This is a genomic window from Stenotrophomonas sp. NRRL B-14846 (assembly GCF_050473585.1).
GTDB lineage: Bacteria > Pseudomonadota > Gammaproteobacteria > Xanthomonadales > Xanthomonadaceae > Stenotrophomonas.
This window is the reverse complement of the sequence record NZ_JBFLUN010000023.1, coordinates 205,985-218,817: the sequence shown is the minus strand read 5'-3', so window position 1 is coordinate 218,817 and position 12,833 is coordinate 205,985. Positions and strand designations below refer to the sequence as shown.

At 65.7% G+C, this 12,833-nt stretch carries 12 protein-coding genes; 3 read left to right on the top strand and 9 right to left on the bottom strand.

Annotated features, from left to right (window positions below; genetic code table 11):
• Positions 1 to 17: 17 nt before the first annotated feature.
• From AB1281_RS22845 to AB1281_RS22815, 7 genes are all read right to left on the bottom strand, one after another.
• Complete coding sequence (locus AB1281_RS22845) at positions 18 to 1,478, bottom strand: ABC transporter ATP-binding protein (RefSeq protein ID WP_430347132.1); 1,461 nt, start codon at positions 1,476 to 1,478, stop codon at positions 18 to 20.
• Positions 1,426 to 2,205 carry an ABC transporter permease gene (locus tag AB1281_RS22840; RefSeq protein ID WP_430347131.1) on the bottom strand — a complete coding sequence of 260 codons (780 nt, stop codon included), beginning with the start codon at positions 2,203 to 2,205 and terminating at the stop codon, positions 1,426 to 1,428. Before AB1281_RS22840 ends, AB1281_RS22845 begins: the two co-directional genes overlap by 53 nt.
• Positions 2,205 to 3,389, bottom strand: a complete 1,185-nt coding sequence (locus tag AB1281_RS22835; RefSeq protein WP_430347130.1) for a cystathionine gamma-synthase — start codon at positions 3,387 to 3,389, stop codon at positions 2,205 to 2,207. Before AB1281_RS22835 ends, AB1281_RS22840 begins: the two co-directional genes overlap by 1 nt.
• 123 nt (positions 3,390 to 3,512) lie before the next feature.
• A complete protein-coding gene (locus AB1281_RS22830; RefSeq protein ID WP_014035882.1) occupies positions 3,513 to 4,883 on the bottom strand; it encodes a pyridoxal-phosphate dependent enzyme in 1,371 nt (456 codons plus the stop codon).
• Positions 4,884 to 5,184: 301 nt separating this feature from the next.
• Entirely contained in the window at positions 5,185 to 5,421 is a 237-nt protein-coding gene (locus AB1281_RS22825) for a YdcH family protein (protein WP_005407964.1), read from the bottom strand.
• 324 nt (positions 5,422 to 5,745) lie between these two features.
• Complete coding sequence (locus tag AB1281_RS22820) at positions 5,746 to 6,630, bottom strand: OmpA family protein (RefSeq protein WP_080281838.1); 885 nt, start codon at positions 6,628 to 6,630, stop codon at positions 5,746 to 5,748.
• Positions 6,627 to 6,992 (bottom strand): DUF4398 domain-containing protein, encoded by a 366-nt coding sequence (locus AB1281_RS22815; RefSeq protein WP_005415160.1) that lies wholly within the window; start codon positions 6,990 to 6,992, stop codon positions 6,627 to 6,629. The genes AB1281_RS22820 and AB1281_RS22815 overlap by 4 nt, the downstream gene beginning before the upstream one ends.
• A 121-nt stretch (positions 6,993 to 7,113) precedes the next feature.
• On the opposite strand from AB1281_RS22815, the gene AB1281_RS22810 reads away from it, so the two are divergent.
• The 3 genes from AB1281_RS22810 to AB1281_RS22800 all read left to right on the top strand — a co-directional run bounded on the left by AB1281_RS22810 (position 7,114) and on the right by AB1281_RS22800 (position 11,095).
• Positions 7,114 to 8,241 (top strand): PilT/PilU family type 4a pilus ATPase, encoded by a 1,128-nt coding sequence (locus tag AB1281_RS22810; protein ID WP_014645840.1) that lies wholly within the window; start codon positions 7,114 to 7,116, stop codon positions 8,239 to 8,241.
• Positions 8,242 to 8,370: 129 nt separating this feature from the next.
• Complete coding sequence (locus AB1281_RS22805; RefSeq protein WP_014035878.1) at positions 8,371 to 9,654, top strand: putative DNA modification/repair radical SAM protein; 1,284 nt, start codon at positions 8,371 to 8,373, stop codon at positions 9,652 to 9,654.
• On the top strand, positions 9,635 to 11,095 hold the full coding sequence (locus tag AB1281_RS22800; protein WP_430347129.1) for a UdgX family uracil-DNA binding protein: 1,461 nt from the start codon (positions 9,635 to 9,637) through the stop codon (positions 11,093 to 11,095). Before AB1281_RS22805 ends, AB1281_RS22800 begins: the two co-directional genes overlap by 20 nt.
• Positions 11,096 to 11,140: 45 nt before the next feature.
• Here the strand turns inward: AB1281_RS22800 and maiA are convergent, their stop codons facing one another.
• Positions 11,141 to 11,809, bottom strand: coding sequence for a maleylacetoacetate isomerase (gene maiA / locus AB1281_RS22795; protein ID WP_430347128.1), 669 nt, complete (start codon positions 11,807 to 11,809; stop codon positions 11,141 to 11,143).
• Between the two features lie 14 nt (positions 11,810 to 11,823).
• A complete protein-coding gene (locus tag AB1281_RS22790) occupies positions 11,824 to 12,813 on the bottom strand; it encodes a fumarylacetoacetate hydrolase family protein (RefSeq protein ID WP_430347127.1) in 990 nt (329 codons plus the stop codon).
• Positions 12,814 to 12,833: the final 20 nt, after the last annotated feature.

The window sequence follows — 12,833 nt, the reverse complement described above, 5'->3', positions numbered from 1 at the left end:
TGCAGAGCTTTCCTGATTTATTCGACGTCAACAATCGCGGCATGCATGCGCAGGTCGCAGACACCACCAAAGGTGTATTCCTTCTGCCGCATTCCCACCTGGAAGAATGCGGCCTCGTCACGCCAATGCAGCATGCGCTGGGCACCGCCAAAACGCTCGAGCTCCTCGGAAACCGAAACCTGCACCTCGTAGAAATTGACACCCAGAGCGCAGTCGAATTCGAATCTCACCACGAACGGCTTATCGGCGGGGAACGTCGTCCCCCATACACCCGGTTGCTCACTGCCCTGCTCGGCCCATTGGCTGACATCCTGATTCAGGGTTCCCCATGAATAGAGCTTCACGCCTTCCTTGTTGCGCAGGCGGACATTGACGTTCAGTTTGTCCATGTCCCGCGTCGGTCGCGCGGTGACCTCGATGATCGCGCGTTCGCGCGGAAGGAAGTACGCACATTCGTTGCCGTCGGTGTCCAGCACCCGCACGTGTTCCACCACGCAGTCGAAGTCACCGAAGGACAGCTTGTCGCTGCGCACACCCAGCACAAGCGAACCGCCGTGCTCGGCAGGCTCAGCCACCGGGTCGGCGTCCGACTGTGCCTCGATGGTTTGCCTGGCGTGCTGCAGGTGCTGGGCACTGATGGAGGCGTAGTAGTCGCGCTCATCGTCGTGCAGCTGCTTGCGGTACTCCAGCACGACCTCCGAAGACGGGCCGGCCACGCGCACGGTGCCGTCACGAAGCAGGATGGCATGGTCCGTGAGCGTACGGATCGATTCCTGATCGTGCGACACCAGCAGCAGCGTGCAGCCGTTTGCACGCAGCGCCTCCATCTGCTGGAAACAGCGCTTCTGGAACAGCGCATCACCCACCGCCAAGGCCTCATCGACAATCAGGATGTCGGGCTCCACCTGGGTCTGCACTGCAAACGCCAGTCGCAGCATCATGCCGCTGGAGTAGGTCCGCACCGGCTGGTCGATGAAGTTGCCGATGTCGGCGAAGGCGGCGATGGCATCGAAGCGCTGCATCACCTCGCGCTCCGTCAGACCCAGGATCATGCCATTGAGAACGACGTTCTCACGCCCAGTGAAGTCTGGATTGAAGCCGCTGCCCAGTTCCAGCAGCGCGGCGATACGCCCATTGACCTGCGCCGAGCCGGTGGTGGGCGCCAGCGTGCCGGCGATGATCTGCAGCAGGGTCGACTTGCCTGAACCATTGCGTCCGATGATGCCCACCGCGTCACCGCGCTTCACCTTCAGACTGACGTCGCGCAGCGCCCAGAATTCGCGCCCGCGCTGACGAGAGGACCATTCCCCCTTGCCGGGTAGCACGCGGCCAAGCCGGGGCAGCAGCATCTGCAGCAGGCGATCCGACGGCTTGTCGAAAATATTGAATACCTTGCTGACATTCTCGATGTCGATAACCAGGTTGTCAGACGACATCGGCGAAAGCCCTCCGGGTCCGCTGGAACCACCAGTAGCCAAAGAAGTAGATGCCTATCGACCAGCCCACCGCCCAGCCGTAGTGACCCCAATCGGGCAACGTCCCCGTCACGATCAAAGCACGGGTCTGCTCAACATAGATTGCCAGCGGACTGAGGCGCATCCAGTTGCCGATTGCCTCCGGGAAGATGATCGATGGGTACAGCACCGGAGTGAGGTACTGCAGCACTCGGGCAAGCAATCCAGCGATCTGATCCACGTCACGGAAGAACACGCCCAGGGAGGCGAACAGGTAGGTCACGCCCATGGTCAGGGCCAGCAACGGCACGATCAGGAGCGGCAGCAGCACGACCTGCCAATGCAGCCCGAAGCTGCTGAACAGCAGGAACGCCACCAACGCCACCGTCGCCACGCCAGCGTTGTACAGGGAAGACAGCACCACCACCGGCGGCAGCACCTCCAGCGGGAACACCACCTTCTTCACCAGATTCGGATTACTGAGCACCGCAGTGGGCGCACGCGTAAGCGACTCAGCGAAGAAGTTGTAGACGATCAATCCGATGAACAGCAGGACAGCGTAGTCAACCTTGGTATGGGTTTCGATGCCTTTCCACTTCGCGCTGAAGATCGTGGAAAAAATGACCGTATAGATGGCCAGCATGATCAGCGGCACAAGCACGCCCCATAGCGCACCCAGCAGCGAATCCTTGTATTTCTTCTTGATGTCGCGGCCGGTCAGGCTCAGCATCAATTCGATGCGCCTGCCCATCATACGGTGGCCGCCTCCAGCGCCCTCTCCAGATCCACCTGCAGGTCCCCCAGATCCTCCACACCCACGCTCAGCCTTACCAGCGCGTCACTGATCCCCAGCTGTTCGCGGCGCGCGACCGGGATCGAGGCATGGGTCATAACCGCCGGGTGGTTGACCAGGCTTTCCACGCCGCCCAGCGACTCGGCCAGGGTGAACAGTTCGGTCTTCTCGCAGAAACGCTTGGCCGCTTCGAAACCGCCCTTGAGCACGATCGAGACGATGCCGCCGTAGCCGGCCATCTGCTTGCCGGCCAGCTCATGCTGCGGGTGCGAGGGCAGGCCCGGGTAGATCACCTTCTCCACCGCCGGGTGCTTTTCCAGCCATTGTGCCAAGGCCAGCGCGTTGGCGCAGTGCGCCTTCATGCGCAGCGGCAGGGTCTTCAGGCCACGCAGGGCCAGGAAGCTGTCGAACGGGCCCTGCACGCCACCCACCGAGTTCTGCAGGAAGGCCATCTGTTCGGCCAGTTCGGCGTTGTCACCGACTACGACCATGCCACCGACCATGTCCGAGTGGCCATTGAGGTATTTGGTGGCCGAATGCAGGACCAGGTCCGCACCCAGTTCCAGCGGACGCTGCAGCATCGGCGAGGCGAAGGTGTTGTCGACCACCACGATCAGGCCATGGCGCTTGGCGATGGCGGCGACCGCGGCGATGTCGACGATCTTCAGCATCGGGTTGGTCGGGGTCTCGATCCACACCATCTTCGTCTTCGACGTGATGGATGCCTCGAACGCGGCCAGATCGGTCAGGTCGACGAAGCAGAAATCCAGCCCGGCGGTGCGGCGACGCACGCGCTCGAACAGGCGGAAGCTGCCACCGTAGATGTCATCCATCGCCACCACGTGGCTGCCGGCGTCCAGCAGCTCGATCACGGTCGAGCTGGCCGCCATGCCCGAGGCGAAGGCGAAACCGCGGGTGCCGCCTTCCAGCGACGCCACGCAGCGCTCATAGGCAAAGCGGGTCGGGTTGTGGGTACGCGAGTACTCGAAGCCCTGGTGCTCGCCCGGGCTGGACTGGGCATAGGTCGAGGTGGCGTAGATCGGCGGCATCACCGCGCCGGTGCTGGGGTCGGGCGACTGGCCGCCGTGGATGGCCAGCGTGGCCAGGGCCAGCGCGCGGTCCGGGGAAGAAGCGTTGGACATGTCGTTTCCTGATTGGCGCCGATGACCGGCGCCGTCGAAGGAGCGGGAGTCTATCAGCGCGGCCTTAACAAGCTTTGACGCGGATAAACCGGGATTCAGCAGCGATCTGCGGCGATAAACGCCTTACTGAACGCGCCGGCGCAGGTAATTCAGCAGGTCGATGCGGGTGATCAGGCCGAGGAAGGCGTCGCCGTCCATCACGATCGCCACCTGGCCGCGGTCGAACACCGGCAGCAGGGCCTCGATCGGCGACTTCACGTCCAGCCGGTCCAGCTTGCTGACCATCGCGGTGGCGACGGTGTCACGGAAGCGCGCTTCATCGCCATAGACATGCAGCAGCACGTCGCTTTCGTCGACGATGCCGACCAGCTGCTCACCGTCCATCACCGGCAGCTGCGAGACGTCGTACAGCTTCATACGCTGGTAGGCGGTGGTCAGCAGGTCGTTCGGGCCGATCACCACGGTGTCGCGCTGGCCATACGGGCGCAGGATCAGGTCGCGCAGATCGCCGTGCTGCGGGCGCTGCAGGAAGCCGTTGTCCAGCATCCAGTAGTCGTTGTACATCTTCGACAGGTACTTGTTGCCGGTGTCCGGCACCAGCACCAGCACCTTCTTCGGCGTGGTCTGCTCGCGGCAGTACTTCAGGCCGGCGGCCAGCAGGGTGCCGGTGGACGAACCGCCCAGGATGCCTTCCTTGCCCAGCAGCTCGCGCGCGGTGTGGAAGCTCTCCGCGTCGCTGATGGCATAAGCCTTCTTGACGCGGCTGAAATCGGAGATCGACGGCAGGAAGTCCTCGCCGATGCCTTCCACCAGCCAGCTGCCCGACTTGTCGTTGAGATTGCCGTCGTTGATGTACTCGGCCAGGATCGAGCCGACCGGATCGGCCAGTACCAGTTCGGTCTTCGGCGACAGCTTGGCGAACGCGCGCGACAGGCCGGTCATGGTGCCGGAGCTGCCGCAGCCGAACACGATGGCGTCGAGGTCACCGCCCATCTGCTCGAGGATTTCCGGGCCGGTGCCGAACTCATGCGCGGCCGGGTTGTCCGGGTTGCCGAACTGGTTGATGAAGTAGGCCCCCGGGGTCTGCTCGGCGATGGTCTTGGCCAGGTCCTGGTAGTACTCGGGATGGCCCTTGGCGACATCCGAACGGGTCAGGCGCACTTCGGCGCCCATCGCCTTCAGGTTGAAGATCTTCTCGCGGCTCATCTTGTCGGGAACGACGAGAATCAGCTTGTAGCCCTTCTGCTGGGCCACCAGCGCCAGGCCCAGGCCGGTATTGCCGGCAGTGCCCTCGACCAGGGTCGCGCCCGGCTTCAGGTCACCCCGCTGCTCCGCCGCCTCGATCATCGACAGGCCGATGCGATCCTTGATCGATCCGCCCGGGTTGGCGCTCTCCAGCTTCAGGTAGAGCTCGCAGACGCCGGTGTCCAGGCGCTGGGCCTTGACGATCGGGGTCTGGCCGATGAGTTCGAGGACGGAAGAATGGATGGGCATTCGGAGGACTTTCGATTCGCGCCACGCAGGGCCGGACCGATGATTATCCGACGGATGGCGCTGAATGTCAGGTCGGTGCGGGCATGCCGCCCGCCTGCCCCATGAAGGGATGCGGGCGGCCCCGGATCGACGAGGAGACCGGTACCGCCCGCATCGGTGAGTTGTGCCTGCTGGCCAAGGCACCACCGCCTGTGGTGCCTTGGCGCGGCCGCCTCATCGGCGGTGCCGCGATGCCGGGGCAGGAGCGCCCGGCGGGGCCATCGATGGCCGGGTCACGCCGTTCCGGGCGCGACGGGGTGCGTCAAAGCGTGGGGGACGTCGTTGGGAGCGGTGTTTCGTACATTCGCAGAAGTCGTTGCTTGGCCAGCAGCTTCTCACGCTTCATGCGACCCAGGGTGACATCATCGATCGGGAGTACACCCAACTCCGCGTCCATGCACTTCTTGTTCAACTTGCGGTGCTGGTCATGGAGTGCCCTGAACTCCGGATCACGCGCGCGACGGGCGTCGATCTCGCTCTGGGGCTGATCTTCAAACATGATGGACCTCCTTCGACAGATACACGAACGCCCCGGCCGCAAGGCACGGGGCGTTGTTCATGGAGGAGCGCCGGTCGATGGCCACCTGGACGCCTGCAACGACCTGCGGCACTGGCCTGCGCACGTCGATCTGCTGCGGTTCGCGCCCTGATTGCATCGGCCCGGCCCTCCCATCGTCCGGTCCGCGGCATTGCGTCCCGGACGATTGACCCTACGCCTGCTCAAGGCGGGGTACAAGACCCCTGCGTCAAAAAGACCGAACCCCGCCGGGGCGGGGTTCAGGCTGAATGCTCATCACAACGAAAAACAAACAATATCAATGCATTACGGGGCGATGATGACCTCGGCCGAGCGCGCCCGGGTGGAGGCTGCCTTCTTGCCGCTGACCTGGATCCGGTTGCTGGCGACACCGGCTGCGACCAGGGCGTCGCGCAGCGCTTCGGCACGCTTCTGACCCACGCCATTGGCGTTGTCGTAGGCCTCGATGCGCAGGCGACCCTTCTTGCCGATGTTCAGGTACTCGGCCAGCGCCTTGGCCTGGTTGCGGGCCCCACCGGACAGGCTGGAGGCGCCTGCGGCGAACGCGTCGCCATTGAAGGTGAAGACTTCGCCACGACCATCGAACTTCGAGCCCGGCAGCTTCTGCCCGGACACCAGCTCGGCTTCCTCGCGGGCCAGCTTGGCGGCGTTCTGCTGGGCGGCGCTGAGGCGCTGCTGCTGCTTGCCGGCCACGCTGGTCAAGGCGTTCTCGGCGTCCTGGCGGGCCAGGGTTTCGGCCTCGGCCGCCTGGCGCAGGCGCTCCGCCTCCTCGGCCTGCATCTGCGCCTGCATGCGCAGCTGCTCGGCTTCCTGGCGGGCACGGGCGGCGTCGCGGCGGCTGGCCTCGATCAGCAGGTCACTGCGGGTGCGCTCCAGGCGGTCGACCTCGCGCGCGGCCATCGCGGTGCGCACGGCGGTCTCGGCAATCTCCACCCGGCGCTCGGCCAGATAGGTGGCCAGCTCCTGGTCGCGGCGCTTGGCCTTGTCCAGGGTGGCGATGGCCTGCTGGGCCTGCATGCGCTCGAAGGCGCCCAGCTCAGCGGTGTCGGGGTTGGCCTGGATGGCCATCAGGCGCTGGCTCAGCTGCGCCACCATCGGGTTGTCGGCGGCCACGGCCAGGGTCGGCAGCGCCAGCAGCGCGGCCAGGGTTGCGGCGGTCATCGGCTTCACCGGCGGTCCTCCCCGGTCGACAGCTGGCGTTGCAGCTGGTTGACCTCGTTGCGGCGCAGCTGCAGCTGCGCGGTGACGGTGGCTTCCTCGCTGCGGACGCGGGCCAGGTCGGCATCGGCGGCGGCGCGCAGGGCCATCGCCGGGGCGTTCTTGCGCTCGCGGCGGTCGCCGGCGGCGCGCTGGGCCTGCTCCAGCCCCTGCCGGGCCAGCCCGATCAGGTCCGGGGCGTACTGGTCGGCGTCGGCCTGGGTGGCCTTGTCGACCGCCTGCCGGGCCTGCGCCAGTTCCAGGGCAGCGTCCTGCGCCCAGGCGGGGGCAGACAGTGCGAATGCAAACGCCATCACATACAGGCCATGGCGCATTCGTGCGAAGCTAAGTCGTTTCATTGGGGAGGCCGTACCGGTTGTCGGTTCACGGCCATTGTCGTCAAGCCGACACCGTGCTGGCAACGGGCGTCGGCCGTTTCGTTGGGGAAAATTCGCAATGGATATCGGCTACTTCCTGAAGCTGATGACCGAAAAGAACGCTTCGGACATGTTTCTGACCACCGGGGCACCGGTCTACATCAAGATCGAGGGGAAGCTTTATCCGCTGGGCAACACCGGCCTGCCGCCGGGCATGGTCAAGAAAATCGCCTACTCGCTGATGGACGAAGGCCAGGTGCCGCAGTTCGAGCGCGAGCTGGAGCTCAACATGGCCATCGCCCTGCCCGATGCCGGGCGCTTCCGCGTCAACGTGTTCAAGCAGCGGGGCGAGGTCGGCATGGTCATCCGCGCCATCCGCAGCCGCATCCCGAGCATCGAGGAGCTGAACCTGCCGCAGGTGCTGAAGGACGTCATCATGACCCCGCGTGGGCTGGTGCTGGTGGTGGGGTCCACCGGTTCCGGCAAGTCCACCTCGCTGGCGTCGATGATCGACCACCGCAACAGCACCACCACCGGTCACATCCTCACCATCGAGGATCCGATCGAGTACCTGCACAAGCACAAGATGTCGATCGTCAACCAACGCGAGGTCGGGCTGGACACCCACGCCTTCCACAACGCGCTGAAGAACGCGATGCGTGAAGCGCCGGACGTGATCCTGATCGGCGAGATCCTGGATGCCGAGACGATGGAGGCGGCGATCGCTTTCGCCGAGACCGGCCACCTGTGCCTGGCCACCCTGCACTCCAACAACGCCGACCAGACCATCGAGCGCATCCTCAACTTCTTCCCGGAAAGCGCGCACAAGAACGTGCTGATGAACCTGGCGCTGAACCTGCGTGCGGTGATCAGCCAGCGCCTGGTGAAGAACAAGGAGGGCCGTCGCCTGCCGGCCACCGAGGTGCTGATCAACACGCCGATGATCCGCGACCTGCTGCGTCGCGGCCAGGTGCACGAGATCAAGGCCGCGATGGAAGGCTCGCTGGAAGAAGGCATGGAGAGCTTCGACCAGTGCCTGTTCCGGCTGGCCAAGGCCGGCATCATCGAGCAGGAGGAAGCGCTGCGCGCGGCCGACTCGCGCGATGGCCTGGCCCTGAAGTTCCGCCTGTCCGAAGGCAGCAGCGGCGAGCACGACCCGTACGCCGATTTCTCGGCGGGCGCACCCAGCATCACCCACGGCTTCTGACCGCACGAAAAAGGGGACGGAGGGAATTAAGTCGTATATGCACTTGCGACGTCGCTCCCTCCGCCTCCTCTTCTGAAGCGTTCAGAGGCGGTCTCATCCAATGAGACCCCTCATCCGTAGGTTTCCTCAATGGAAACCATCCGCAAGCTGGCCATTCTGGCCGATGCCGCCAAGTACGATGCCTCCTGCGCCTCCAGCGGCTCGGGCAAGCGCGATTCGCGCGCCAGTGGCGGTATCGGCAGCACCGAGGGCATGGGCATCTGCCACAGCTACACGCCCGATGGCCGCTGCGTTTCGTTGCTGAAGATCCTGCTGACCAACTTCTGCATCTACGACTGCGCCTATTGCGTGAACCGGGTTTCCAGCAACGTGCCCCGTGCACGTTTCAGCGTGGAGGAGGTGGTCACGCTCACCCTGGACTTCTACAAGCGCAACTACATCGAGGGCCTGTTCCTGTCCAGCGGCATCATCCGCAATGCGGACTACACCATGGAGCAGATGGTGGAAGTGGCCCGGCAGCTGCGCGAAGAACATCGCTACGCCGGCTACATCCACCTCAAGACCATTCCCGAGGCCTCGCCAGAACTGCTGGCCAGTGCCGGGCGCTATGCCGACCGCCTGTCCATCAACGTGGAACTGCCGACCGAAGCCGGCCTGAGCGCCTTGGCGCCGGAGAAGACGGTGCATTCGATCCGCGGGGCGATGGGCGAACTGCGCTGGCGCATCGAGGAAGCCAAGGAGGCACGCAAGGCCCCCGCCGCGGTGGCGCCGACGGCAAGCCGCGTCGCACGCCCGCGCCCTCCCCGTTTCGCCCCGGCCGGGCAGAGCACGCAGATGATCGTCGGCGCGGACGGGGCAAACGACCAGCAGATCCTGGCAAGCGCCGAGAGTCTGTACGGCAACTACCGCATGCGCCGGGTGTACTACTCCGCGTTCAGCCCGATTCCAGACGCCAGCCGGCAGCTGCCACTGCAGCCGCCGCCGCTGCAGCGCGAACACCGCCTTTACCAGGCTGACTGGCTGCTGCGCTTCTACGGGTACGGCGTGGATGAGATTACCGATACCACCCAGGACGGCATGCTCGATCTGGACATCGACCCGAAGATGGCCTGGGCGATCCGCCATCCCGAGCGCTTTCCCGTGGACCTCAACCGCGCACCGAAGGAAATGCTGCTTCGCGTACCCGGGCTGGGCGTGCGCAACGTCAAACGGCTGCTGATGGCGCGCCGCCACGGTCGCCTGCGGGTAGCCGATGTGGCACGCCTGAAGGCGCCGATGAGCAAACTGCTGCCGTTCGTGCAGCTGGCCGACCACCATCCGCGCAGGGCGCTGGACGATCCGGCGGCGCTGCGCGCGCAACTGGCCCCGCCCCCGCGACAGGGTTCGCTGTTCGATGCACCGTCCGCGGCCTGACACGCAGCGCTGGTCGCTGCGGGTGGATCCGCCATGGTCGCTGGAGGCCTGGCGCAACGGTGCGCGTGAAGCCCTGCTGCGCGACGTCGCGCCGGAGCAGCTGGACTGGCTGGAGGGCAGCGACGCATCACTGCTGGATGCACCCGCGGTCACCTCGGCGCCCGTGCAGGCCGATGCTGGCGCACCGAACGTACCGCGCGACTTCCTGGAGCTGGCGGCCACCTGCCTGTGTCATCGCGACGGGCAGCGCATGGCCCTCCTGTACCGGTTGCTGTGGCGCATCACCCATGGCGAACGCTCGGTGCTGTCAAACCCCGCCGATGCCGACGTACTGCGGGCGATGGCCATGGCCCAGGCGGTCCGCCGTGACACGCACAAGATGAAGGCATTCGTGCGCTTCCGCGAGGTGCATGGCCAGCCTGATGCGTTCATCGCCTGGTTCGAGCCACAGCACCACATTGTCGATCGGGTCGCGCCGTTCTTCGCGCGCCGCTTTACCGGCATGCACTGGGCGATCCTAACGCCTTCGCGCAGCGTCGCCTGGGATGGGCAGGCGCTTGCTTTCGGCCCCGGCGCACGGCGCGAGGATGCCCCGGCCGAGGACGCACGCGAGTCGCTGTGGCAGACCTACTACGCGAGCATCTTCAATCCGGCACGGCTCAACACACGGATGATGATGCAGGAGATGCCGGCAAAGTACTGGCGCCACCTGCCTGAGGCACAGTTGCTGCCACGCCTGGTAAGAGACGCGGCCGACCGCGTGCAGGAAATGCATGACCGTCCCGCGCAGGCACCGCAGCGCCGGATTCCCCGACAAGCGAACGCTGCGACATCGGCAACCGATGCCAGCAGCCTGGAGAATCTACGTGGACAGGCCAGTGCCTGCCGCCAGTGCCCGCTGTGGGAGCAGGCCACGCAGACGGTGTTCGGGCAGGGGCCAGCAGGGGCCGAAGTGATGCTGGTCGGAGAACAACCTGGCGACACCGAGGATCTGCGTGGACATCCGTTCGCAGGACCTGCCGGCCAGGTACTGGACCGCGCACTGGCGGAACTGGGAATCGATCGCGCCCAGCTGTACCTCACCAACGCGGTGAAGCACTTCCACCATGAACGGCGCGGCAAGGTGCGGCTGCACAAGCGACCGGAAAGCCGCCACATCCAGGCCTGCCGCCCCTGGTTGATCAGTGAGATCGCGCGCGTGCGGCCGCAGGTGATCGTGTGCCTCGGCGCGACAGCAGCAGCCTCGGTATTCGGTCGTGATTTCGACCTCTCACGCGACCGCGGACACTGGCACACCCTCGAGGATGGCACGCGCGGCTACGCCACGGTGCACCCGGCATGGGTGTTGCGGCAGACCAACGATGCGCGGCGCGAGGATGCCTACCGGCTGTTCCGCGATGACCTGGCCCGATTGCAGCAAAAAGGGGACGGAGGGGATTAAGTCGTAAGTGCATTTACGACTTAATCCCCTCCGTCCCCTCTACTTTCAGGCGGCGTCGGGCTGGTTTTCCGGGCGGGCGCGGTCGAAGGCGTCCACTGCCTGGCACGCCGCTTCGATACGGCGCAGGGTCGGGTACGGCGCCAGGTCCAGGCCGAAGCGATGCGCGTTGTACAGCTGTGGCAGCAGGCAGATATCGGCCAGGCCGGGACGGTCACCGTGGCAGAAAGTGCCGGTGTCCATGCTGTTGGCCAGCAGGGCTTCCATCGCAGCGAAGCCCTCGGCGATCCAATGCAGGGTCCATTGCGTGCGGGCATCGGCCGGCAGCTGCAGGGTGCGCTCCAGGTACTGCATCACCCGCAGGTTGTTGATCGGGTGGATGTCGCAGGCCACCAGCTGGGCCAGCGCCCGCACCCGCGCGCGGCCGGCGGCGTCGGCCGGCAGCAGCGGCACCTGCGGGAAGCGCTCATCCAGGTACTCAAGGATCGCCAGCGACTGGGTGAGCGCATGCCCGTCATGCAACAGGGTCGGCACCAGCTGCTGCGGATTGAGCGCGCGATAGGCGTCCAGGTGCTGTTCGCCGCCCTCGCGCACCAGATGGACCGGCCGCGCGTCCCAGGCCAGGCCCTTCAGCTCCAGGCCGATGCGCACGCGGTAGGCGGCGCTGGATCGCCAGTAGGTGTACAGCACGATGCCGTCGTCGACCGGGATCTCCATCGCCGCCTCCCTGCTCAGGGCCTGGTCGCCTGTTCGATGCGCTGCTCGATCGCACCGAAGATGCTGTTGCCGGCGGCATCGAGCATCTCGATGCGGACCACGTCACCGAACGACATGAACGGCGTGCTCGGCTTGCCATCGCGCAGGGTTTCGACCACGCGCTGCTCGGCGAAGCACGATGCGCCCTTGCTGGTGTCCTCGTTGGCAATGGTGCCCGAGCCGACGATGGTGCCGGCGCCAAGCGGACGGGTCTTGGCCGCATGCGCGACCAGCTGGGCGAAGTTGAACTGCATGTCCACGCCCGCTTCCGGTGCGCCGAACCACGTCCCGTTGATGTGGGTCAGCAACGGCAGGTGCACCTTGCTGTCCTGCCATGCGCCGCCCAGCTCATCGGGGGTGACGAACACCGGCGACAGCGCCGAACGCGGCTTGGACTGCAGGAAGCCGAAACCCTTGGCCAGCTCGCCCGGGATCAGGTTGCGCAGCGAGACATCGTTTACCAGGCCAACCAGCTGGATGTGGCCCGCCGCCTGTTCCGGGGTGGCCGCCATCGGCACATCGTCGGTGATCACCACGATCTCCGCTTCCAGGTCGATGCCGTAGTCCTCGCTGACCACCTTCACCGCGTCGCGCGGGCCATAGAAGCCGGCGCTGGTGGCCTGGTACATCAGCGGGTCGGTGTAGAAGCTCTCCGGCACCTCGGCGCCACGGGCGCGGCGCACGCGCTCGACATGCGGCAGGTAGGCGCTGCCATCGACGAACTCATAGGCACGCGGCATCGGTGCGGCCAGCGCCTGCGGATCGAGGTCGAACACGCCATCGGCGTCGCCGGCGTTGAGCGATTCGTACAGGGCGTTCAGGCGCGGTGCGATGTGGCTCCAGTCCTCCAGGGCCTGCTGCAGGGTGGCGGCAATGCCGGTGGCGCGCACGCCGTGGCGCAGGTCACGCGAGACGACGATCAGGGTGCCGTCGCGGCCGCCTTCCTTCAAAGAACCAAGCTTCATGGGTGGGTGTCCGGAGTCGT

Coding starts and splice junctions, on each gene's coding strand:
- maiA (WP_430347128.1), bottom strand. CDS start 11,809: ATGGAGATCCCGGTCGACGACGGCATCGTGCTGTACACCTACTGGCGA.
- AB1281_RS22815 (WP_005415160.1), bottom strand. CDS start 6,992: ATGCGCCATGGCCTGTATGTGATGGCGTTTGCATTCGCACTGTCTGCC.
- AB1281_RS22810 (WP_014645840.1), top strand. CDS start 7,114: ATGGATATCGGCTACTTCCTGAAGCTGATGACCGAAAAGAACGCTTCG.
- AB1281_RS22840 (WP_430347131.1), bottom strand. CDS start 2,205: ATGGGCAGGCGCATCGAATTGATGCTGAGCCTGACCGGCCGCGACATC.
- AB1281_RS22805 (WP_014035878.1), top strand. CDS start 8,371: ATGGAAACCATCCGCAAGCTGGCCATTCTGGCCGATGCCGCCAAGTAC.
- AB1281_RS22835 (WP_430347130.1), bottom strand. CDS start 3,389: ATGTCCAACGCTTCTTCCCCGGACCGCGCGCTGGCCCTGGCCACGCTG.
- AB1281_RS22830 (WP_014035882.1), bottom strand. CDS start 4,883: ATGCCCATCCATTCTTCCGTCCTCGAACTCATCGGCCAGACCCCGATC.
- AB1281_RS22790 (WP_430347127.1), bottom strand. CDS start 12,813: ATGAAGCTTGGTTCTTTGAAGGAAGGCGGCCGCGACGGCACCCTGATC.
- AB1281_RS22825 (WP_005407964.1), bottom strand. CDS start 5,421: ATGTTTGAAGATCAGCCCCAGAGCGAGATCGACGCCCGTCGCGCGCGT.
- AB1281_RS22800 (WP_430347129.1), top strand. CDS start 9,635: ATGCACCGTCCGCGGCCTGACACGCAGCGCTGGTCGCTGCGGGTGGAT.